We start from the raw sequence: 24062 nt of genomic DNA on the forward strand, positions 1-24062 counted from the left end.
GGCCGACCCCTTCACGGTAATTCGCTCAGCCGCCGTCTCAGTTTGCGCAGCACGCGCGATTTGGATTGGTACACGCTGGCCACCGACAGTCCGGTGGTTTCGGCGACCAGTGACGCCGGTTGGCTTTCGATCGTCGTCAACCAAAACGCGTTCCAGGTCGTCGGTTCGAATTCGGCCTCCACCGACTTCAAGACCTGACGGACCAGCGGGCTGTGGATCGAATCGCCATCGATCGATTGGTCCAACGAGTCGGCTTGTTGTTGCAATCGCGTCAACGCCTCCGTGCCGCCTTCGGCTGGTTGCCGGTCGGCGAGTCGCCGAAAGTGGTCTCGGACACGGTTGCGGGTGATCGTGGCCAGCCAGCTGCGGAAGCTGCCCGATTCCTTTTGGCGTTCAAATCCCGAAATGCCTCGGGCGACCGAAGCGAAGATTTCTTGGACGACGTCCGCAGCGTCGCTTTCGGCGACACCCGAGGTTCGGCACCAGCGGTACACGATCGGGCCGAACGTTTCCACCAGCCGGCTCCACTGGGCCGGATCGTTCTGCTTGACGCCCTCGAGAAACGGCTGCGACAGCGTCGGGTGCTCGGGGCGGCGTCGGTCGTCGGGGGTGGGATTCATAGGGGAAAGTCTAACCGAATCTTTTTCGGGGAAAGTGGTGTCAGACGTCTGCGTTTATCTGTGTGGAGGCCGAATGCCAGCATGTGGCGTGAGCCAGTGGCGGGGTGAACCCCACGGGCCGCTCGCTGACGCTTCCCGCTGGCATGACAGGCTGGAAGCCTATCCCACAACTGATGCTTGAACCTGATTTAAAACCTGAGGAGAATACGATGATGACAGCGACCGAGTGCCCGACCGTGGAACGATTGAGAGCGTATTCGCTCGGGCAACTGCCCGACGCCGAAAACGACGAACTCTTTCAGCATCTGCGGTCCTGTTCCACCTGTCAGGCCGAATTGGAAACGGTGGACGATGCCGAAGATTCGCTGATCAGCGAACTGCGTCAGCGCGATCCCCACGCCGGCCTTACGGACGAACCCGATTGCAAACTCGCGATGGCCAAGGCGCTGGGCGCACTGGCGGTCTCCGATGAGCTTTCCGAAACCGGGATGCATGCCATCCCGCGTACGATCGGTGAATACGAAATCGTCCGCCTGCTGGGCCGCGGCGGCATGGGCAAAGTCTTTCTCGCTCGGCACACCAAACTCGGACGCCAGGTCGCCGTCAAACTGTTGTCGAGCCATCGATTGGCCGACCAACGCACACGCGATCGCTTTGATGCCGAGATGCGTGCCGTCGGACAATTGAGTCACCCGAACATCGTCACCGCACACGACGCCCGCGAGATTGATGGCACGGCGGTTTTGGTCACCGAATTCATCGACGGATTGGATCTGGGCGAGTTGGTGGCGCGGATCGGGCCGCTGGGCATCGCCGAGGCCTGTGAGATCGTGCTGAAAGTCGCCGCGGCGCTGCAGTACACCAGCGATCAAGGTTTTGTGCATCGCGACGTCAAACCGTCCAACATCATGATCAGCCGCAGTGGCGAAGTGAAGTTGTTGGATCTGGGATTGGCCCGCTACCAATCCGGTCGGGCGCAGGAGTTGACCGCCGCCGGTCAGGCGATCGGGACCGCCGATTATGTTTCGCCGGAACAGGTCACCGACGGCCGCGACGTGGACTGTCGATCGGACATTTATTCGCTCGGATGCACCCTGTTCAAACTGCTCTCGGGCAACGCGCCCTTCGACGATCAATCGCACCGGACCGTGTTCGCCAAGATGACCGCACACGTGTCCGAGCCGTCGCCGAGTCTGGGCGAACGGGCCGCCGATTGCCCGCCCGCGTTGGTGCGGTTGGTCGATTCGATGTTGGCCAAGGACCCTGAAAAGCGTCCGCAATCGCCGAGCGATGTCGCGGCCGCCTTGGCGACTTGGGTCTCCGGGCATGACTTGGTGTGTTTGGTCAAAGACGCGTCCGCTGCCGAAGCGCAAACGCAACCCCTGCCGCCCTCGACGTCGGCGCAAACTCGTCCGTGGTATCGACGTTCGGTCCCGTTGACCATCGCGATCGCATCTGGGCTGTTGGGCATTTTCATCGGGCTACTGATGGGCCTGTTCATCAAGATCACCTTCCCCGATGGGACGGTGTTTCAAGCGCCGCTGGAAGGGGCCACGATCGAAGTCGTCGAGGGAGACGACGCAGACGCCCAGGACGCGAAAGCGACAGACGTCACCCCGCCGGCCGCCAAGGAAACGTTGGCCAAGCGGGCGGCGACGCGGCACAGCGACGTGCTCGAAAAACTGTCGGGAATCTGGTTGTTGGAAGGCTACAAACAACCCAACGCCGTCATGCCAGACGGCATGCTGTTGGCCATCGACCAGAACGAATTCTATGCCGTTACCAAACAAAACGCCCAGGCGGATTTCCATGTCTCCGCCGGCACGTTCACGAGATTGCAGAAGGATCACAATGGGCTATGGCTGACAGCGGATGATGAGGTGACCGGCAACCGCATTCAAGTCGGCTGTCAGTTCCCCGACGAATCCTCCATGGTGTTTCAATTCGATCCCTTCTTGAACACCGCCGAAATGCCGTTCCAGGGGCAGCTGAAGAATCAAGGAAAAGGTCAGGTCTATCGATTCAAAAAGATGGGAGCATTCTCTGACATCTATAATCGTCGGCCGGGAGGCCCCGGGTCGGATGAGGACAAGGCCTTCTCGATGATTCGGATGCTGAAACGAACGGGAGTCGACGAATATCTCAGACAACGTGACGCGTATCTGAAACAACACGCTGGCAAGACGGCTGAACCGGTGGTGCAGCAGGGTTCGGTGAACCACCTCCGCCAGATCGGACTCGCCTTCAACAACTTTCACGACGTCTATCGCAAGTTCCCCGGCTCGGTCAACGTGCAAGAAGGCGCCGTGCGAGCGGGAAAGAAAAAGGTGTATCCCTTCAGCTGGCGGGTCGCGATCTTGCCGTTTGTCGAAGGAGCCAGGTTGTACGAGCAATACAGATTCGACGAACCCTGGAACAGCGAACATAACCTCAAGCTACTCGATCAAATGCCGGAGCTCTACCGCAGTCCGAGCGCGCCCGATAGCCAACCCGGCGGTCACACGAATTACCTAGGCTTTGCGGCCGGCAATAGCGCAATCGGAACCGAAGGCGGCGTCGGCCGCAGTGAATTTCGTGACGGCACCAGCAACACCTTGCTGTTGATCGAAACGAAGAACAGCGTGCCCTGGACCAAGCCGGAGGACCTAAGCGGGAGTGACGACATCGAGTTTTTCGATCCAATCACGTACCTGATGGTCGACGGCAGCACGCGGACGACCCCGGTCCTCGATCGGGACCTGCTGAAGAAACTGATCACCCGCGACGGCGGCGAAGTGATTGATCGGTGAGGGATTGCCGGGGATGACAGAAAAATGTGGGGCAGAAAAATTGGTGGGTATGAAACGACAAGAAAATGGGTGACAAGAAGATTGTGCCGGTGACTTCATTTTCTTGTCACCGATTTTCTTGTCTACTTCTCGTCATTTTTCTGCCCGCTATTTTTCTGTCACCCGTCTTTGTTCTACCTAGCCGCAGAAGTTGTCGACCACGCCGATCCCTTTCACGCCTTGGCGGCGGAGCCCGGCGGCGGCCGAGGCGACGGCGTGTTTGCTGGTCGTGCGGGCGTCGCGGACGATCAGGCTGGAATCAACGGCGGATGCGATTTTTGGAGTGGCCCAGGCGCCCGCGACCGGGCCGTCAAACAACAGCAGATCGAAACAGCCGTCGAGTTGTTCCAACAGCAAGTCGATTTCGGTCGCAGTGATCGGCATGCCGCGATGCTGTGACAGAACCAGCGGCAACAGCGTCACGCCGTCTTCGATCGATGCGATCGCGGCGTCTTCGATCCGCGTGCCCTGACGGAGTGCGGTTACCCAATCGGTTTCCACTTCCAAACGCAGCAAGTCGGCTTGGCTGGGCGTCTGCAGGTCGATGTCGACCAGCGCCACGCGAATCCCCGTGGCGGCCGCGGCGATCGCGGTTCCGATCGCGACGGTCGAACGCCCCTCGCCGGCGGACAGGCTGGTGACCAGGACGCTCCGCAGTCCTTCGCGAACCGATTGGCCGAGGTGTTCGGCGATCGAGCGAAAGAAGGCTTCGTCGAAGAACAGTTCCGCGACGGTGGAGGGAAGATCGAACGCGTCGACTTCCCAGGTCGCGCCGGCCCAGCGTGGGGCGGGCGGCTCGGACGCAGAAGTTTGCGGCTCGATCGACGCTTGGGGTGCCGGTGAAGCTTGGGGTGCCGGTGAAGCTTGGGGTGCCGGTGAAGCTTGGGGTGCCGATGAAGCTTGAGGGACCGGTGAAGCTTGGGGCTGGACCGCCGCAGCGTGCTCGATGGAAGTGTTGGACTCAACCGGGGCAGGCATCTGAACCGGGGCAGGCAATGGGCTTGGTGCGGCCGGAGGCCTCGTCGTTTGAATCGGACGCGCCGGTACGGTCGCGACCGGGTTGGGTTCCGCGCTGACGGGTTCTTCTGCCAGCGCGTCGATCGCGACGGACAGTTCGTCAATCTCGTCGGCGATCGCCTCCATTTCGCGAACGTCGTTTTGCGGCTGGGGAGGCGCGACGTCGGTTGTCTCGACCGGCGTCGCCACCGGGCGATCGATCCGCAGGACTTGCCCGGTGGGCTGTTCGCTCCAGACTTCGTTGAGTTCCACAAAGGTGTCCGAGACCGTCATCGATTGTCCGAGCAACTGCTCGACCACCTTTGCCCGATCGACGGGCGCCGGTGGCAGATGCGATGGCGGGGGCGACGGGTGTGCCTGATCCGCGACGGATTCGGTGACCGGAGTCGCTTGTTTCTCGGTCCGTTCCGCGACCTGCTCGGTCATCCGCTCAAGGCGTTCTTCGGTGACCGGATTTGCCGCCGCGTCGACTGCCGCATCGGGCGTGTTTGCAGCGGTGGGCTGCATGCCAGCGCGATGGCGGTTGCGAGTGTATGCGCCGATGAACGTCTGGTTGGTCTTCATGGTTCTGTTGCTTTTAAATCAAATGACAAACACGGGGCGCTGCGAGAAGGACTTTTGGGCGGTCGAAGCTGCCCGGGGGAAACGTGGCGTCGTTCACTGCGCCGCCGCCGATTCTTCCCAGGCTTTCAAGATCTCCAAGAAGTTGCCGATCGCGTACGGGGTGTCGCTGTAGCGCAGACCATCCTCCAGCCGCAACCGGTCCTCCATGCCCGCCGGCAGCGGATCGGAAACGGCATCGGATGCTGCGTCGGTTTCAGACGTGCGGTAGGCCACGACGGACTGATTCGATTCCAGACTCGGCGGCACTGCGGGAATGTCTTCGGTCGCCGAGGTAACGGGAGTGTCCAGGAGTGCTTGGGCGATTTCCTCTGGCAGCGCTTCCGCTGGCAGCGCGTCGGAGGGCAACGGTTCGGCTGGCAACAATGCCGAGGGTTCGCCCAGTGCGCCCGACGGCGTCGGAGCTTCGGCGATGTAGCTGGGAAGAGTCTCGGCAGGCGGTGTTTGGTTTTCTTGGGTGGCAACCTCGGGTGTCACCACATCGTCGGTCGCGGCGATCTGCTGGCTCAGGCCGGTCGACGACGGATCGTCGCTGATGTCAAAGTCTTCGGTGATCACGACCACGGTTTCGCCCAGTTCGTCGCCATCAACATCGGCCAGCTGCGATGGATCGTTCGGTGAATTGGAACTGCGGCCGAAGAGGAAGGCCATGCTGACCAACAGCAACACCAACATCACGATTGCCGAACGTGTGGCCCAGGACGCTTTGGCGCTGGCCCATTTCATCGGAGCACCATGGAAGGCTGCGACGCGTGATTCCTCCATCGGGGTTCCCGCATCGGCTGGTGGGCCCATGGGGTCGTGTCCCAGGTCGGAATTGTCACCGGTGCCGCCGGGCAGCGCGGAATCCGAATCGACCGGCGAGAACGGTTCGGGGCGACTGAGGTGGCTGTGGTTACCCGAGGGTGGATCGACGTGGCTGGCCGGAGGCCCGCTGTGAGCGTCGTGAATCGAAAACCGGCCGCCCTGACGCTTGCGCTGCAATCCCTCCGGCGTTCGGTCGGGAAGTTCGAACAGGGTCGGCAACGCTTCGGCCGGCGAGTCAAGTGGCTCGGCCGGTGGGGCGGGGATTTCACGGAAACCCCCACTGTGGCGGTGTGTCTTGTTGGTTCCGTTGGGATTGGCGTCGCCAGCGGGGCTGCCCGGGCGATCGTCGCGCGTCGTTTTCTCGGGGCGAAATCGTCCCGGTCGCGAACTTCGAGCGTGATTCGTCGTGTCTGGTTCCTGGTCCATCAGTGATTTTCCGCAGCGAGTTTCCACGCCTGTTTGGGCAAGAACGTCAAAAAACCCCCGGAATTGACCCATCCGTGGATCCATTTCCCCTTGGGGACCACCGACCGGCCCTGGATGGGTTCATCGGTGTTCAACGGTGTCTGTCTTCAGGCTTTTGCGGAATAGCGAAACTTGGCCGGTTACGGCAAGGCTGAATGTGGTGTTGTGGCGCACTTTCGTGGTTCGCCTTGTGATTTTCCACGGGACTAGGACAATACACCCTCGTTGAACCCAACCTAAAAACTGCGATTGAGAGAATGCTGCAAGCCAATTCGACCGCCGATCTGCTTTCCGAACTCGTCCGCGAACGCATCCTGCTGCTCGATGGGGCGATGGGGACGATGATTCAGCGATTGGGGCTAGATGAAGCCGGGGTGCGTGGAGAGCGTTTCGCCGATCACCACAAGGACCTCAAGAATTTCTCGGACATTTTGTGCCTGACGCATCCGGAGAAAATCACCGACATCCACCGGGCCTATTACGAGGCCGGATCGGACATCGTCGAAACCAACTCCTTCGGCGCGTCGCCGGTGGGGATGGTGGAATTCGATCTGCCCATCGAACTGGTCGACGAAATCAACCGCGCCGCGGTCGCGTGTGCGCGAAAGGCAGCCGATGAGTGGACCGAACGGACGCCCGACAAGCCGCGCTTCGTCGCCGGATCGATCGGTCCGACGACGATGCAGCTGGCGATCAGCACCAAAGTCGACGATCCGTCGTTTCGCCCGACGACCTTCGAAGCGATGCGCGCCAGCTATCGCGCCCAAGTCGAATCACTGGTCAACGCGGGGGTCGACATCCTGCTACCGGAAACGGCGATCGACACGCTGAACTTGAAGTCGTGCCTGTTTGCGATCCAGGACTTCTTCAATGCCGGCGGACGCCGCGTGCCGGTGATGGTCAGCGGCACCTTCGACAAGGGCGGCCGAACGTTCGTCAGCGGCCAATCGGTCGAGGCCTTTTTCACGGCGCTGGAACATTTCCCGATGCTGTCGGTCGGAATGAACTGCGCCCTTGGTCCCGATGTGATGCGTCCACACATCGAAGAACTGTCCAACGTTGCCGGAATCCCGATCAGTTGTCACCCCAACGCCGGTTTGCCCAACGAAATGGGCCAATTCGATCTCGGCCCCAAAGCGATGGCGGACATCGTCGGCGAATTTGCCGACAACGGTTGGATCAATATCTTGGGCGGATGCTGTGGCACCACGCCCGACCATATCCGTGCGATGTCCGATCGCGTCGCCGGGCTGAAACCCAAGCAGGAAACCCCCGGCCCGGTCTACACCCGCCTGTCCGGTTTGTTGCCGATGGTGATGCGGCCCGAAGTGCCGTTCACGATGATCGGCGAACGAACCAACGTAACCGGTAGCCGCAAGTTCGCCCGACTGATCCGCGACGAAGATTACGACACCGCGGTCGAAATCGCTCGTGAACAGGTCGAAAACGGCGCGACGATTATTGACATCAATTTCGACGACGCACTGCTGGACGGTGCGGCGGCGATGGTCCGTTTCCTGCGATTGATCTCCGGCGACGACGTGACCGCGTCGGTGCCGGTGATGATCGACAGCAGCAAATGGGAAGTCATCGAGGCGGGGCTGCAAAACGTCCAAGGCAAAGCGATCGTCAATTCGATCTCGCTCAAGGACGGCGAAGAAGCCTTCATCGAGCGGGCCAATTTGGTGCGCCAGTACGGTGCCGCGGCCGTCGTGATGGCCTTCGACGAACACGGCCAGGCGGCGACCGAGGACGAGAAGGTGCGGATTTCCAAACGCGCCTACGACATCCTGGTCAACCAAGTCGGATTCCCGCCCGAAGACATCATCTTTGACCCCAACATCCTGACCGTCGCCACGGGCATCTCCGAGCACGACAACTACGCCGTCGACTTCATCAACGCCATCCGCCGGATCAAGAAAGAGTGCCCGGGAGCGAAAACCAGCGGCGGGGTGAGCAACATCAGTTTCTCCTTCCGCGGCAACGACCGTGTCCGCGAAGCGATGCACAGCGCGTTCCTGTACCACGCCATCGAAGCCGGTTTGGACATGGGCATCGTCAACGCCGGTCAGTTGGAAGTTTACGAAGAGATCCCCAAGGACTTGCTGGAACACGTCGAGGACGTGCTGCTGAACCGTCGCAGCGACGCGACCGACCGTTTGTTGGAACTGGCCGAGACGTTCAAGGGAACCGGCAAGAAAAAGGCCGGCGAAGATTTGGCATGGCGTGACGCGCCCGTGGCCGAGCGGATGAAACATGCCTTGATCAAGGGCATCGACAAGTTCATCGAAGAGGACGCCGAAGAGGCCAGGCAGAGCTTTGATCGATGTCTGCAAGTGATCGAAGGCCCCTTGATGGACGGCATGCAGGTCGTCGGCGACCTGTTCGGCGAAGGCAAGATGTTCCTGCCTCAAGTCGTCAAATCGGCGCGTGTGATGAAGAAGGCGGTCGCCTACCTGGAACCGTTCATGGAGGAAGAGAAACGCGCCGCGGGATTGGAAAATGCTTCGGCACGCGGAAAGTTCCTGATCGCCACGGTCAAGGGCGACGTGCACGACATCGGCAAGAACATTGTCGGGGTCGTGTTGCAGTGCAATAACTTTGAAGTCGTCGACCTGGGCGTGATGGTCAACGCCGACGAAATCTTGGACGAAGCGGCCAAGCACGACGCCGACATCATCGGGCTGTCCGGATTGATCACGCCCAGCTTGGACGAAATGATCAACGTCGCCCGCGAGATGAAGCGTCGCGGTCTGACAGTGCCGTTGTTGATCGGCGGGGCGACCACCAGCGCCAAGCACACCGCCGTGAAGATCGCACCGGCCTATGATCGGCCCGTCGTGCACGTCGTCGATGCCAGCCGCAGCGTCGGTGTGGTCGAACGGTTGCTCAGCGACGAGCTGCGTGATGACTTCATCGAAAAGAACGCCCAGGATCAGGTCAAACTGGTCGCCAGTTTCAAGGAGCGAAAACAAAAGCTGGTGCCGTATGCCGAGGCACTCGAAAAACGCTTCGCAACCGATTGGGAAAACGTCCGCATCGACCAACCCTCGTTCACCGGCACTCGTGTCTTAGAGGATGTCCCGCTGGCCGAGGTGCGAGAATACATCGACTGGTCGCCGTTCTTCACGACTTGGGAATTGAAGGGCAAGTATCCCAAGATCTTTGACGACGACGTGGTCGGCGAAGAGGCCAAGAAGATCTTTGACGATGCCAACAAGTTGCTCGACCAAATCATCGCCGACGGCAGTTTGAAAGCCCGTGCGGTGTACGGTTTTTGGCCGGCCGCCAGCGATGGCGACGACGTGATCTTGTACACCGATGAAACCCGTCAAACCGAACTGACGCGGTTCCACTTCCTCCGCCAGCAATGGGAGCGAAAGGGACAAAAGGACTTCCGCAGTCTGGCCGACTATGTCGCTCCGGTCGATAGCGGTCGCAAGGACTACGTCGGCGGCTTTGCCGTCACCGCGGGGCTCGGTGCGGCGGAGTTGGCGGCCAGCTACAAGGCCAAGCACGACGATTACAACGCCATCATGGTCCAAGCGGTCGCCGATCGTTGTGCCGAGGCGCTGGCGGAGAAGCTCCACCAGCAGGCGCGCCGCGATTGGTCCTACGGTGCCGAAGAATCGTTGTCGACCGAACAATTGATCGACGAAGACTATCGAGGCATCCGCCCGGCCGCCGGCTACCCGGCCTGCCCCGATCACACCGAGAAGCGGACGTTGTTCGACCTGCTTGATGCCGAAGCCAACGCCTCGGTGGAATTGACCAGTTCGTTCGCGATGACACCCGGCGCGTCGGTCAGCGGATTGTATTTTGCCCACCCCGACGCCCGCTACTTCACCGTCGACCGCGTCACCAAAGACCAGATCGAAGACTACGCCGGCCGCAAAGGCAAACCGATCGCCGAGATCGAAAAATGGCTGGCCCCCAACCTGGCCTACGAGCCGGAGTAGGCACGGTCTTCGAAGCACGCTGGTGTCTAGCCTTTAGGCGACTCCCCTCGCTGCTTCGCAGCGACCCCGGCCCGTCGCCGGTGAGCCGCTTCGCGATGACCCTGCACTTATCGCCAGATCCCGCCGCCTGGCGCCAGCCTTAACGTGCACCATCATTCTGCCTTCCCTCTTACGTCGCAGCGACGATCACGCCTGTTTCGTGCACCCGACCGGTGGACTTTTGTTTTCTCCCATGCGGGGCATTTTCTTCACGCGAATATTTCGCAGGTTTTTTTTACAGGGGTGTTTCGGGCCCCGCTATATTCGTTCGGTGTCTTCAGGAGCCACCGCAAAAGGATGCCGTGGCGTTGGGTTGTCACGCGTCTCAGGGGGCAGTGTCGTGGTTGCTAGAGAGAATCATTGCGAAAGAAACCTTCGTCCGTCCCAACGGTCGGGGTTCACCTTGGTCGAACTGTTGGTCGTGATCGCGATCATCGGAATTCTCGTGGGGCTGCTCTTGCCTGCGGTCCAAGCGGCGCGCGAGGCGGCTCGCCGGATGAGTTGCAGCAACAACTTCAAGCAGATCGGGATTGGGCTTCACAACTACCACTCGGCATTCAAGCAGTTGCCCAAGCACGGCACGGGAACACCCAGTGGCAATGGTGGAAACCCCGAGGGACCCAATCCGGGCGCGGCACCTCGGTCGAGCAATCGCTTGGAAGTCAGCTGGTTGGTTTCGATGTTGCCCTACGTCGAGCAACAGGGCCTGTGGGATCAAATCGGCAATCCGCTGACCGACGCGAGCACCGGAGCGGTGTTTCCTCCGATGGGACCGTGTCCGCGCCGCTCGTTGGCTCAGCACGCCAACGCCCGCTACGAACCGTGGCTGACGGAGATCCCGATGTTTCGATGTCCGAGTGATCCCGGCGTCGGATTGCCGGCACAGGGACGAACCAACTACATCGCGTGTGTCGGTGACTCGATGAGAAGCTGGCATGGTGGTCGCCGCGACAACGGGACCGACTTTGGCGCTGCCGGCCCGCGCCATCGGCAGGCGTCCTGTCGCGGGGTGTTCGTCCATCGTTTCGATTCGAAATTTCGCGATATTCTGGATGGACTGTCCAACACCATCGCCGCCGGTGAGATCGCGACCAGTTTGGGCGACAACGACGTCCGCACGCGTGCCGCGTTGGCACCGAGTGGCCGAGACACGATCTGGCTGGAAGGAGGCGTGCAGGAATGTGATGTTTACATCGATCCCGACCGGCCCCGGTTTTGGTTGGCAACCGCCACGTTCACCAACCCCCATGGGCCCGGCGGTCACCCGGAACAGAAACGGGGGTTCCGCTGGGCGCACAGTCGATCGTTGTGGGGGATGTTCACCACGATTTCGCCCCCGAATTCTCCACTCTGCACGGACTGGAACAACTTCAACGCAGGCATCCTGCCGCCCAGCAGTCGGCACCAGGGAGGATGCCACATCTTGTTGACCGATGGTTCGGTCCGCTTCATCACCGATTCGATCGAGGCGGGCGATCAGACCAGTGCCCAGGTCGGAATCGATGCGAACATGGTCCCGCCGGGCAGCGCGAGTCCCTTTGGTTTGTGGGGAGCCCTCGGCACACGAGCGTCGTCCGAAGTCATCTCGTCGGAGTTTTAGTTTGCGGTGCGGGTTAGCGGTTGGATGGAGTTTCCATTCGTTCGGTTGACGAGTCAGTGTCTTTTTTTCCGTTGAGGATCGCGATGAAGAAGTGGAATTGGAGTGTGTTGGTGATGATATTTGCCGCCATGGTGTGCGTCGGATGTGGTGGTTCTGCCGAGCAAGTGGAGACGACCGCCGAGCATGACGAGTTGGCGCAGTGGGTCGACGAAAACCCCGAACCCGAAGAAGTCGATCCGGACGCGCAGTAAAGGTTGCGCCCGTGACTGGTTGTGCATGGCCGTTGGCCAAAGCGTTTTCGTGGGCCGGTGTTCCTGGGGCGATGCCCCAGGCTACGGGTGTCCTTGGCCGTTGGCCAACGAGTTACGGTGTCAGTTCGGTCGTTCGGTCCGACCGGACAGGCTCGGCCAAAGGCCGTTCACATCCCTAGCCTAGGGCAACGCCCTAGGTTTTCGGATCGTGCACGATCGGTTTGGCCAACGGCCATGGACAAGACACTACAGGCAACCCACGGATGGCAAAGCGTACCCACGGATGACAGGCCGCAAACCATCGGTGAGCTTACTGTCGGCACTTGCCCGAGGATTCGCGGTAGGCGGTGGCCATCATTTCGTTGGTCGCCATGCCCAGTTCGCCGGTCACGGTCGGAGGCCGGCCGCAGAGAATCGCGTCGGTGAAGTCGCTGATCAGCGGGGCGTGCAGGTTGGCGTGCGGCGGATGGGACTCGGTGCGGGCGCCATTGGCGGTGATGATCGTCAAATCGCCGGCGTTCAGGTCTTCGGTCGTGGCGCGGCCGTCGGTGCCGATCACTTCCAAACGGTCCGGAGTGTCGACCGTGCCGAAGTAGCACTGCAAGACGCCGTGGCAGCCGTTTTCGAATTCGATCAACAGCGACGCCATGTCTTCGGTGTCGTGTTCCGGCGACGGAGCACAGGCTGCCTGGACATGCCGCGGTCGTCCGAACAATTGCAGGAACAAGTCCAAGCGGTGGCTGCCGATGTCCATCAGCGGCCCGCCGCCACCGAGCGCCTTGACCACCCGCCAGTCTTCGGTCGGAAACCGATTCGGGTTTCCCGTGGTCGCCAGGATCGAAAGCGGTCGCCCCAGCGTGCCGTCGGCGATCAATTCCGCCAGACGCAACACGACGGGGTAAAACCGGCGGTAATAAGCGACCCCCAACGTCACCTTGGCCGTGGAGCAGGCGGTGATCATCCGCTGGCACTCCGCCGTCGAATAGGCCATCGGTTTTTCCACCAGCACGTGTTTCCCGGCCTCGGCCGCGGCAATGGTCTGGGCACAGTGCCGGAACACCGGCGTGGCGATGTAGATGGCGTCCAAGTCCTCGCGGGCAAACAACTCTTCCGCCGACGTCAATCGCGTGGGGATGTTGAACCGGTCTGCGAAGTCCTGCAGCAGGTGTTCGGTTCGTCGGCACGCGGCTACCAGCTCAGACCTTTCGTCGGCGATGATCGCGTCGGCGACCCGTTTGCTGGCGATATCGCCACAGCCCAGCAGTCCCCAGCGTATCGTCATGATGTTCTTGGTGTTTCCTAGAAAAGTCGTCAGCGGTGAGTTTCCGCGGGAAAGGCTTCTCGTAGTCTACCGCAGCTCAATTCCTGGGGTAGTCGCCCCGTTCGGACAGTCGCCGTGTTCTCCGAACTCGGCGCCCAAAAAGCGAAGCTTTACCCCGCTCCGACGCGACGTCCAACGAACCCATCGGGGCTAGGCTTTCAGTGACACCCTGACCTCTTGATCGCTTTTGGGGTGCGACGTGTCAAGTGTATTGAGCCTGAGCTGGAGTTCAGAATCGGTAAAAGTCCCATGGACCCAACCGCTTGGTTGCGTAGGTGATGCCAGCACGTGGCGTGAGCCAGTGGCGGGCGTTGGTGGTGGCCTGGCGAAAACCAATGGAGCTTGGAACGTTGGGTAGGTTCGGGAATGTTCAACCATTCTGCTGGCCCCCCCTCGATAGCATATTGCAAATTGTTCATTGCAAAATTGAAATTTGTCGGAAATCGCCGCTCAAATCATTTTGCAATTTGCACTGTTCATTTTGCAATTTTCAATCATTGCCGGTCCACCAGTTTCAGACGCCACGCAATCTTCATCAGGCCACGTTGGTGGAGCGGTGACCGTGGGCCGCTCGCTGACGGGCGTGTTGATTTAATCCGACCCGACGTGGGATCAGCCGTTTCACGCGAGCGCACGGGCCTGAACCATCGAATGAACGCACCGGGGCCCGGAGGCTCGCGCCATACGGCTGATTAAATCAACAGGCCGTGACGCGCCCCGCTGGCATCATTGGTTTAAACTCGCGATCAGGTACTCGATCAGGTCGGCCATCGCTTGGGGCGAGATCGCTTTTTCGAAGCCTTCGGGCATGATCGATTGGTTGGTGTTTCGCAGCAATTCGATGTCCTGTCGCAAGATGGTGTCGGAGACGTTTTCCGCACGACGCAGCGTGATGCTGTTGGCGTTTTCCGATGCAATCATCCCCGCGATCGTTCGGCCGTCGGTCGTCAACACGACGTAATTGACGTATTGCGGATTGACTTCACGATTGGGATCCAGCACGTTGGTCAGAATTGATTCTCCGCCGCGTGTTGCCGCGGCGGCCAGACTGGGACCGATCGCGTGTCCGACGCCTGCCGATTGATGACATCCGGCGCACTGCTGTTTGAACACTTCGGCCCCGCGTGCCACGTCGCCTTCCAACTGAAACGTTTCTTGGTAGCGCTCGAGGACCGATTCACGCGACGGCCCCTTCGTCACCGCCAAAAATCCCTGGGCACGCTTTCGCAGTTCCGGATCTCGGCTCGATGCGAGCGTGTTCCAACGTGTCAACGAGATGTCAGCGGCGTCGATCGTCCCTGCATCGATCGCGTCCAGCACCGCGGTTGATCGCTCGGTCGTCGCGAACAGCACATCGCCGGCGGCGCGACGAAGTCGAGGGCTCCACGTCGGCCAGGGTTCCAACAGAATGTCGATCAACTCGGGCGAATCACTACGGTCCAGCGCGGCGATCACGGCGCTCTGCAATTCGGACGACTCGCTTTGACGCAAAACCTTCACCAGTGTCTCAAACACCTGGTCGATCGGGGCATCATCCAGCCAGCCGATCGCCCGAATTCGGTCGGCATCGGAACGCTTCGTATCGGCAACCTGGTCCAACGCGATCGGGATCAAACCGGCGGCAAGCGACTCGGCGCGGTTATAAAGTTCCTTGCCGATGTCCGCTTGTCGATCCGATCGATTCAAACGTCCGATCGCCGGCAACAGGCTGGGATCGGGCGTCGCGTCCACCAACGCGGCGAGCGAGCGACGTCGCTGGTCGCCGGAATCGCCGCGGTCGATTTGTTTTGCAAGTTCCAGCAGGAACGGGGCGAGCCGCTGGACCGAATCAGAACGCAACAATGCCGCAAACAATTGATCCGTCTGGCCGCCGATGGAACTTGAAACGGCGGTTTGGATCCAGCGGTCGCTGGGGTTTTGCAGCAGCAACTCGGCGAGCCACCGTGGTTTTGCATCAAAGTCAAACTCGCCGAGCGAAAATGCCAATTGATAACGGACATCGATCGAGGCATGGCCTGCAAGCGGTTTCAGTGATCGGATGACGGCTTGGTCGGACGCAAACCCTTCGGCCAACCGAATCGCATGGCGGACGACCTGGGGATGTTCGTCCTTAAAACGACCGATCACATCGTCGGGGGTGAGCAATCCCAAACCGGACAGCGCGTAGAGCGAATGCAGTCGTCCCTGTGGCGTGGGGCTTTGTTCCAGTTGTCGACGCAATGTCGCAGCGATCGACTTGTCCTGACGCTGGTAGATCAAGCGGGCCGCGGTTTCGCGATGCCAGGCGTTGGTGTGCATCAGCAGACGCGCCAGCGACTCGGTGTCCATGGCGTTCAACTCGGGCGTCGGGCGATGTTGATAACCATCGGGGACAACGCGATAGATTCGGCCACGATTGCGTCCGGAGGTCAGGTCCAAGTGCTGCTTGATTTCCGGTGGCAAACTTTTGGGGTGCTCGATGACTTCGCGGTAAACATCAACGATCGACAAGGCACCATCCGGACCGCACTCGAATTGGGCCGGGCGGAACCAATTGTCGGTCGATGCGAGGAATTCCGACTGGGGGTCGATGCGCTCTCCGATCAACTGAACTCCCGCCGGCGTCAGACGTTTGCGATGGACCAGGTTACTGCCGACGTCGCCGACGATGGCCAAGGAGTGATCGGTTTGCGGCCAGGCATCACCGCGATAGATCGTCACGCCGGTCGCGCCGGTGAAGTACCCTGCGGCCCGTCCGCCGCCTTCGACCGGGCCGCCCACCAAGCCTGCGACGCGGAGTCGGGTGCGGACGATTCGCCACGGTTCGACCGGGCTGATCCGAAACACTTCCGCTTGCGGCCCATCGGCGGCGATCGACTGGCGAGCCGACGGGGCGACCAGCAACGGATTGCGGCGGATGTAGCGGTCTTCGTACATCACTTGTTGCAGGTGGTCGCTGTTGGAAGAAACGAATTTTCGTCCCCAGTCGTCGAAGCACATCCCGTGTTGGGCGCCGCCGCTGGTCAACGTGAACTCGTACGTTTCCGGATCAAACGCCATATCATGTCCGCGGACTTCCACGGCTGCCGATTCGTCTTGGTCGGCCCGTCGCACCTTGCCGCCGACGGTGCCGCATGCCAGATGGATGCGGTTGTCCAAGCCCCAATGGAATGAATTCAATAGGCCCTGGACGTTGCCGATCGAAAACCCGGTGAACACGACTTGCTTTGAATCGGCGACGCCATCGCCGTCGTTGTCTTTCAGATAAAAGATGTCGGGCGCATCGGCGACGAATAGTCCTCCGTCGTAAGGAAACAACGCGGTCGGCCACAGCAGCTTGTCGGCATAAACGGTGTGTCGATCGAAGACGCCGTCGTTGTCGGTATCGATCAACCGTGTGATCCGTGAAATCTTGTCATCACGGTCTTCGCTGTAGCCGCGCATCTCGCAAACGAACAATGCGCCCTCGGCATCCCACTGGATTGCAACGGGGCTGTTGACCAACGGTTCGGCGGCGACCAGTTGGATCTGGTAGCCGTCGGCGATTCGGAAGTCGTCCAGCGTGTTGCCCGGTTCGGTCGGTGCGATTCGCGGCAACTGATCGGCAAAGTCGGCCGCGGGGGAAAGCGTGCAAAAGAGCAGGGCGGCCAGGTAGGGAGGGATCAAGCGGTGGGGCAGACGGTTCATGAGGTGTCGGTTTTTGAGGCGGGGAGGAAGTGGGATAGGCTTCCAGCCTGTCGATGCTGAATTGACAGGCTGGAAGCCTATCCCACGGATGACAGGCTGGAAGCCTATCCCACGGATGACAGGCTGGAAGCCTATCCCACGGATGACAGGCTGGAAGCCTATCCCACGTGTGGCTACTCGGTCTTTCCGAGCAGCAATGCGATGTTGTCCATCAGGACTTGTTCGCAACTTTTGTCGACGCGTGAGGCCCGTTGGCTGGTTTCATAGCCGCCTTGTCCGTAGGCGATTTCGGTGCCGATGTAGCCCGGTCCGTAATCCCCGTAGGCGGCCATGGCGACGTGCAGGTCGTCACGCATTTTCTTTGCGGCCAATTGGTATTCGACGAACAGTTCGCCGGGCATGTGCAGGACGCGGACGTCGCCGACACCCAGACACGTCAGGTCGATCTTGTGACCGGATTGGCAGCGACCCAGCCACGCCAGATTGGCCGGTGCAGATTGGGCTTCGGGCGACGACGGGGTTTCCAGTGCCGCTTGCAATTGATCGCGATCCAGATGCGGGGCCGGGGGCAACGCCACCGGGGCGACCGACCAGGAAATCGAATCCGCCGTGATCGGGAATCGCTCGGCGGAATCAAAGGCCCGCTTCATGGCGTCGGCAACGCGGGCGGCCAGGATCAAACGGTTCGCCTTGTTGCCGTCGTTGTACTTGCCGGCGCCGATGTTTCCGCCGGCGCCGTTGAAGTGGATGTGCATCGTTTCGGGGACGTCTTGACCGCGGATGATCCGTGCGATGCCGGGAAAGTCCGGACTGGGGACTCCGGTGCGGTAATAGCTTTGTGGATGGCAGGCGTAGTAGGTCAACGATGCGATCGCTTGGTCGCCGTTGTAAAACACCAGGCAACTGAGTTCCGGATCGATTGTACCTTCGGGTTCGGCTCGCATCGCGGGGTCACGGCAGGTGGTGTAACGGGTCGCTTTGACATTTCCGTCGGGGCCGAGCAGACGCCGATTGGAGGCGACCTTTTTGACGTCCGCGGTGCCGAATCCGGCGTGCGTGATCGTCTGGGCGTGGGGCAGGGCAGCGGCCACGGTTTGGCCGAGCCGCTGCAGCACGTCGCGTTGGAAGGAACTTTCGAACGTACCCAGGTCGGTCGCCCCGGCGTGGTGCAAGATCTGTTCGGCGGTGAAGTCCGAGCGTGGCGCGTCGTGTTGATGCAGGCAATGCACCGCCACGCGATCACGGGTCGTCTGGGCGGCCTCTGCCAAGGCGTCGCGGAAGGCGTCGTGGGCACCGTTGGCGATGCCGATCCAATCAAACGCACACAAAACGATCGGTTGGCCCGAACCGACGATCACCAAACCACGACAGCGCAGTCCCAGTTCGTCCTGGCGGCGAACGGGATCATAGGCCATCATCGAACCGACCGGTGGCGTGACATCCAGATCGAAGGTGGCAATTTTGACGGGGGCGGTTTCCGCCGCGAATCCGTCGCAGTTTTGAATCGAAAGCCAGCCGAACAGAATCACGGCGATCATCAGGGGCCGTGGCCGATAAAACGTCGCTGCCTTGGCCAGAAGGTGGATCGCTGGGGGTTTTCGCGTTCCGACGAGCGTCGATACCGTCTCGTGAGGCTGTCCGGTTTGGTGGGGGCGATGAAAATCGGTCGACATACAATCCTCGCGGTGGGAATCAGGTGAGCCGGACAACGCCACGGTCCAGTTAAAGCATCGCGAACCGTCCGTGAAACGGCACTGCCCTCGCCAGAAGGTGGGGGCGGAGGGCTTTCCACGCTCTGGCGAGCGTGGCTACGTCAATCTGACGCTGTCCGGTTACAATCGGGGCTCCCCATCATAGCCTGTCAGTTCACCGGAAACACGATTGATGCGTTGCCACCGTTTTGCCGCTGTTTGTTTCGTCGCTTTGATCGCCAGTGCGGTGCCGAATGCTGCGACGGCCCAAGAGAGAATCGCGCGGCAATCGACCCCACCACCCAATGTGCTGTTTATCGCAATCGATGACCTGAACGATTGGGTCGGCTGTCTCGGCGGGCACCCCAACGCGTCGACGCCCAATATCGACCGATTGGCCGCACGTGGCGTGTTGTTTTCCAACGCCCACTGCCAGGCGCCGATCTGTGGCCCCAGCCGGGCGAGTCTGTTCACCGGACTGTTGCCGTCGACGTCGGGGATTTATGGTCAGATCAAGGACAAACTGATTCCACGGGCCAGTGACATCACCGCCAGGGCGACGTTGATGCCCGATTACTTCGAACGGCACGGTTACACGACGTTGGCCTGTGGCAAGTTGTTTCACAACGGGGACGCCGCCAAGGTGTTCGACGACTACGGCGGGCATTCCAGTTTCGGCCCGAAACCGAAACAGCGATTCAAGTACGATCCCGCTTGGTTTCCCGAAAAGATCGGCGGCACCCAGACCGATTGGGGCGTGTTTCCCGAGTCGGACGACTTGATGCCGGATTACCACATCGCCGCCTACGGTGTCGAGCAGTTATCTAAGAAGCATGACCAGCCGTTCTTCCTGGCGGTCGGATTCATGCGACCGCACGTGCCGTGGTATTGCCCGCAGGAATGGTTCGATAAACATCCGATCGATCAAATCCAATTGCCGCCGTACTTGAAGAACGATCTGGACGACGTTCCGGAGCTGTCGCGGCGGGTCAACGAATTGCCCGCGATGCCGACGACCGAGTGGGCGATCAAGGAGAACGAGTGGAAGAACATCGTGCAGGCCTACTTGGCCTGCACCACGTTCGTCGATGCCCAGGTCGGCAAGGTGCTCGATGCGTTGGACGCCAGCCGATACGCCGACAACACGATCGTCGTGCTGTGGTCCGATCACGGTTACCACGTCGGCGAAAAGAACCGGTTTGCCAAGCAGGCGCTTTGGGATCGCGCCAATCGTGTGCCCTTGATCGTTTCCGTTCCTGGTCGCGCGGGAGGCAAGATCTGCAAACAACCGGTCGGATTGATCGATTTGTACCCGACGCTGTTGGACCTGTGTGGTCTACAGGCCAATCCGATGAACGAGGGGCGTTCGATCGTTCCCTTGGTGGACGATCCGGAACAATCTTGGCCGACGCCCACGATCACCACCTATGGAAAAGACAATCATGCGATCCAGACCGAGCGCTATCGGTTTTATCGCTACGAAGATGGTTCGATGGAGTTGTACGATCATCAGGTCGATCCGAACGAATGGAAGAACCTCGCGTCGGATCCGGCGATGAAGCCGGTCATCGACCAGCTGTCGGCTGCATTGCCCGAGCGCAACGCCCCACCGACGAAGTACAACAGTTATCCGACAAACGAGTATTTTCTGGCGAAATAGTTTTCTGGCGGCGGCAACTCGAAGCGGCCAGCGGCACCAGCATGCGCGTTGGGGTGCAGGTTGCCCAAAGGGCATATACACCGGTAGCCTGGGGCAACGCCCCAGGAGGCCGGTGAAGGAAAACACTTTTGGCCAACGGCCATGCACACCAGCAACGCCGGGATCGGAAAACGCATTGTCCACGGCCGTTGGCCGAACTTTTCGCGGACCAACGGTCCCACGTCAATCGGCTGTCGTCAACGTCGCGCTATTGGGCCTTTCGCCGCCCGGGGTCGCTGCGATCGCAGCGAGAGGAATCGCCTAAGGGCTAGACACCAACGAATAGACACCAACGGTGGCTGGATCGTTTACAATGGTGCGTCCTGCCAACTACCCCTTCCCACCGAATACAAAGGTCTCTCCGAAATGCGTTCCTTCCTGATGTTGTCCTGTGTGTTGTTGTCGTTCGTCACCTCGGACGCGATGGCGGTTGACGTCGGCGACAAGGCGCCGTCCTTTGAAGCGATCGATGATACCGACGCGACGTGGAAGTCGGCCGATCATGTCGGCAAAAAGATCCTGGTCGTTTACTTCTATCCCGCCGACATGACCGGCGGTTGCACGGCCCAAGCCTGCGGGTATCGCGACAAAATGGAATCGTTCACCGCCGACGGGGTGGAGGTTGTCGGGGTCAGTGGCGATTCGGCCAAGAACCATCGCATCTTCAAGAAGGCGCACCAGTTGAACTTCGCCCTACTGGCCGACACCGACGGCAAGGTCGCCAAAGCGTTCGGGGTCCCGGTCACGTTGGGCGAAAAGACGGTGACCCGGGAGATTGACGGAGTCGAAACGGATTTGTTGCGGACTGCGACGGCGAAACGTTGGACCTTTGTGATCGATCGGGACGGCAACATCGCCTACAAGGATTCGGCGGTCAATGCGAAACAAGACCCGGCGAAGATCGAAGAGGTGATCAAGTCGCTGAAATGAACGGCGTCCGGTCGATCGTGTAACGGCGCAATAGCGTGCCTGCCAGGGCGATGCCGCTCAGGTAGGCCGCCTCGACCCGGGATCCGCCGCACCAGTCACCGCAGGCGCCGATCCCCGTGGTGGCATCAAACAGGCACTCTTGATTGAGCGGCCGGGCGGGCACGGCGTATCGCCAGCGGTGTGCGGTTGCGACTTCGGGACGCGTGATCTTGACGCCCAACAACGACGCAAACGCCGACTGCAAGGCGACGGCTACGTCGGCGGGATCGTCGTCGACATGCAACTGCGACCAATCCGCCGACGCGTGAACGACCCAGGCGTTGGGCGTGGTTCGTCCCGGTTTCCGATCGTTTCTAGCGATCCACGCGATCGGGCTGTTGTCGACAAACGCACCGTCAAAGGCGGCTTCAGGCAGCGACGGATCAGCCAGCATCAATGCCCAGCAGGGACGCATCGTGACCGAACGTACGACATCAGCCAATTCGGTGTGGCCGTCGATCAAGCGGAGTGTTTGCGGCGGCGGGCAATTGCACAGCACGACGTCAAACGGGCCGTGTGTTTCGCCGTCGGCATTTTCAATCTGCCATTGTCCCGATCGATTGGTCAGGCGAGTGATCGGTTTTCCCAGTTGCACCGTCAGGCCTTTCGCCAGATGTTTGGCGACGGCGGTCATCCCTGGGATGCCGATGTAGCGGGGCATGTCGTTCTTTTCCCCGAGCAGTTTACCGCGATCGCTGAGGTGGACGATCCGTCCCATCCAGGGTTCGACCAATCCGTCGTGGATCCAACTGCTGACCAGTCTGCAGAACCGCGCATCTCGGGCGGTGAAGTACTGGGCGCCATGATCAAACCGTAGCTCGCCGGCACCGTTGGGCGACGTCGCGCGTCGCGTGGCCGTTCGTCCGCCCACGCCGCGCGATTTGTCGAACACCGTCACGTCGATGCCGTGATCGGCCAACGTCCGAGCCGCCGACAGGCCTCCGATGCCGGCGCCGACGATCGCGACACGCGGCAGCGAGCCGGCGATCGGGCGATCGACATGCCGGCGGTAGCCCTCCAGATCGATCCGTTGGGCGTGTTCGTCGGTGCGGCGCGGTCGGATCTTGCCGATCACCGGTTGCTCGGGTGTGAACGGACGATCGAATTGGCCATAGCACCACAGCACACCGCCGTAAGACGCGGGGTTGCGACCGTCCAGCGCGTAGCGGTGGTTCAAATCCAACGTCACCTGTAACGCGCGATGGGGGGATTCCAGCCAGGGCAGCATCGCCTTTCCCCACGTCATGCGGACATTGTTGTGCAGCTCGCCATGTTTCAGCAGGCTGCGTTGGGCGGCATCCCACAGCGGACGCCCCGTGTCGGCCCGCGCCAACGTTTCCCAGCTACAATCCTGTTCGCGCGCGTCATCCTGGTGCCGGCGAAGCGACTCCTGGGCCCAATCGGGCAGCGCGTCCAGGCTGTCGATGATGTCGCGGTTGTGAAAGCAGTAGTGGAACGCCAGCTCGCGCCACGTCAGCAATTCGTCGAGGAACTTTGTCGCGTTCCGCTGTGATGCTTCACGGGCGATCCGAAACGGGCTGACCATCCCGTAATGCAAGTAGGCGCTCATGCGGCTGGCGGTGCCTTCGGCCAGCGGATCATTGCGAGCGTGTTTGTAGTGTTCCAGACCGCGTTCTTTGAAGTCGTTCCAGCGCGCATAGCCAACGCGGGATCCACCGGGCGTGTCCGCGACCGGGGCGACCGAGTGATCGATGCGACACTGTCCGATCAATGATGCCAGATCGACGTCTTGTAAGCAGATCGGTTCCAAGCCCAGCGAAGGGATCAAGTCATCGACGTCACACATCGGCACGTCGATGGTCTGTTCGGGATAGGGCGCGTTCAGACGCGCCTCGTGCAGCGGTTTTGCGTGGCGGCGAAATTCGGCGGCCGAAGTGCACGTCTGACCGAGCAGCGTGACCGGTGCGATGCAGGAGCAGTCGACGGTCGCCACCGGGGTGCGACAGGTCGTGACCAATCGGTCCAACCAACCGACCAGCGGCTGCACCGGCATCTCTTCGGTAACCAGGCAAGCCGCCGCCCGCGTCAGGTTCCGCAAGTAGGGTCCGCGTTGGCCCTGACGTTGCAAATGAAACGCCGCCACGATGCCGCGGTCGGACAATTCGCGTTGCACGTCGCGATGCCCCTGCAACATGAAGGCGTGCAGCCGGTCGGAGGCGTACGGGTAATCCTCACTGAGTCCGTGATAAACCAGCAGCGGCAGACCATTTTGCCGGGCCAGGCAAATCGCGGCGTCCAACGCAGGGTTTTCGTGAGCCCGCAATGCATTGTGCATCCAGTACAACACAAATTGACCGGGCTCGTACGCCCCCCGGTCGGGCGGCGCGAGCCAACGAAGACGCTCGGCGATGTGTTGGGGCAGCGCGATGTCCAAGCGTTCTGGTCTCGGTCGGGGTAACGAAAGTCCTGCGTCTAATGGTAAGCGAATGTCAATCATTCGGCCGGTTTGGTCAATCGTAGCTGCCTTCGCCAGAAGACGGTTCCCACG

The 24062-nt window shown here is 60.8% G+C and carries 14 protein-coding genes; 7 read left to right on the forward strand and 7 right to left on the reverse strand.

What is annotated here, in order from left to right:
* Window positions 1-11 precede the first annotated feature (11 nt).
* A complete protein-coding gene (locus tag H1B37_RS08765) occupies window positions 12-620 on the reverse strand; it encodes an RNA polymerase sigma factor (protein ID WP_182866268.1) in 609 nt (202 codons plus the stop codon).
* Window positions 621-829: 209 nt separating this feature from the next.
* Between H1B37_RS08765 and H1B37_RS08770 the strand changes: the two genes are divergently transcribed.
* On the forward strand, window positions 830-3409 hold the full coding sequence (locus H1B37_RS08770; protein ID WP_182866269.1) for a protein kinase domain-containing protein: 2580 nt from the start codon (window positions 830-832) through the stop codon (window positions 3407-3409).
* Window positions 3410-3586: 177 nt separating this feature from the next.
* Here H1B37_RS08770 and H1B37_RS08775 read toward each other — a convergent pair whose 3' ends face one another.
* Together H1B37_RS08775 and H1B37_RS08780 are read right to left on the reverse strand one after the other, a co-directional pair.
* A complete protein-coding gene (locus tag H1B37_RS08775) occupies window positions 3587-5029 on the reverse strand; it encodes a P-loop NTPase (RefSeq protein ID WP_182866270.1) in 1443 nt (480 codons plus the stop codon).
* Window positions 5030-5122: 93 nt separating this feature from the next.
* The gene (locus H1B37_RS08780; RefSeq protein WP_182866271.1) at window positions 5123-6319 is read right to left on the reverse strand and encodes a hypothetical protein; all 1197 of its coding nucleotides are present in this window, start codon (window positions 6317-6319) and stop codon (window positions 5123-5125) included.
* A gap of 296 nt (window positions 6320-6615) precedes the next feature.
* Between H1B37_RS08780 and metH the strand changes: the two genes are divergently transcribed.
* The 3 genes from metH (at window position 6616) to H1B37_RS08795 (ending at window position 12207) form a co-directional block, all read left to right on the forward strand.
* Window positions 6616-10317: a methionine synthase gene (metH, locus tag H1B37_RS08785; protein ID WP_182866272.1), complete on the forward strand. Its 3702-nt coding sequence runs from the start codon at window positions 6616-6618 to the stop codon at window positions 10315-10317.
* 379 nt (window positions 10318-10696) lie between these two features.
* Window positions 10697-11956, forward strand: coding sequence for a DUF1559 family PulG-like putative transporter (locus H1B37_RS08790; protein WP_353620812.1), 1260 nt, complete (start codon window positions 10697-10699; stop codon window positions 11954-11956).
* Between the two features lie 83 nt (window positions 11957-12039).
* Window positions 12040-12207, forward strand: coding sequence for a hypothetical protein (locus H1B37_RS08795; RefSeq protein WP_182866274.1), 168 nt, complete (start codon window positions 12040-12042; stop codon window positions 12205-12207).
* Window positions 12208-12517: 310 nt separating this feature from the next.
* Here H1B37_RS08795 and H1B37_RS08800 read toward each other — a convergent pair whose 3' ends face one another.
* A complete protein-coding gene (locus H1B37_RS08800) occupies window positions 12518-13489 on the reverse strand; it encodes a Gfo/Idh/MocA family protein (protein ID WP_182866275.1) in 972 nt (323 codons plus the stop codon).
* A gap of 472 nt (window positions 13490-13961) precedes the next feature.
* Between H1B37_RS08800 and H1B37_RS08805 the strand changes: the two genes are divergently transcribed.
* On the forward strand, window positions 13962-14123 hold the full coding sequence (locus H1B37_RS08805; RefSeq protein WP_182866276.1) for a hypothetical protein: 162 nt from the start codon (window positions 13962-13964) through the stop codon (window positions 14121-14123).
* Between the two features lie 131 nt (window positions 14124-14254).
* On the opposite strand, the gene H1B37_RS08810 is transcribed toward H1B37_RS08805, so the two are convergent.
* Entirely contained in the window at window positions 14255-17194 is a 2940-nt protein-coding gene (locus H1B37_RS08810; RefSeq protein WP_182866277.1) for a PVC-type heme-binding CxxCH protein, read from the reverse strand.
* Between the two features lie 173 nt (window positions 17195-17367).
* Window positions 17368-18867: a hypothetical protein gene (locus tag H1B37_RS08815; protein WP_220498114.1), complete on the reverse strand. Its 1500-nt coding sequence runs from the start codon at window positions 18865-18867 to the stop codon at window positions 17368-17370.
* Window positions 18868-19078: 211 nt separating this feature from the next.
* Between H1B37_RS08815 and H1B37_RS08820 the strand changes: the two genes are divergently transcribed.
* On the forward strand, window positions 19079-20545 hold the full coding sequence (locus H1B37_RS08820; RefSeq protein WP_182866278.1) for a sulfatase: 1467 nt from the start codon (window positions 19079-19081) through the stop codon (window positions 20543-20545).
* 405 nt (window positions 20546-20950) lie between these two features.
* Complete coding sequence (locus H1B37_RS08825; RefSeq protein WP_182866279.1) at window positions 20951-21514, forward strand: peroxiredoxin; 564 nt, start codon at window positions 20951-20953, stop codon at window positions 21512-21514.
* Here the strand turns inward: H1B37_RS08825 and H1B37_RS08830 are convergent.
* Complete coding sequence (locus H1B37_RS08830; protein ID WP_286177552.1) at window positions 21498-24011, reverse strand: FAD-dependent oxidoreductase; 2514 nt, start codon at window positions 24009-24011, stop codon at window positions 21498-21500. The two genes, H1B37_RS08825 and H1B37_RS08830, sit on opposite strands and share 17 nt — an antisense overlap.
* Window positions 24012-24062: the final 51 nt, after the last annotated feature.

Source organism: Stieleria mannarensis, assembly GCF_014154935.1.
Taxonomy (GTDB): Bacteria; Planctomycetota; Planctomycetia; order Pirellulales; family Pirellulaceae; genus Stieleria; species Stieleria mannarensis.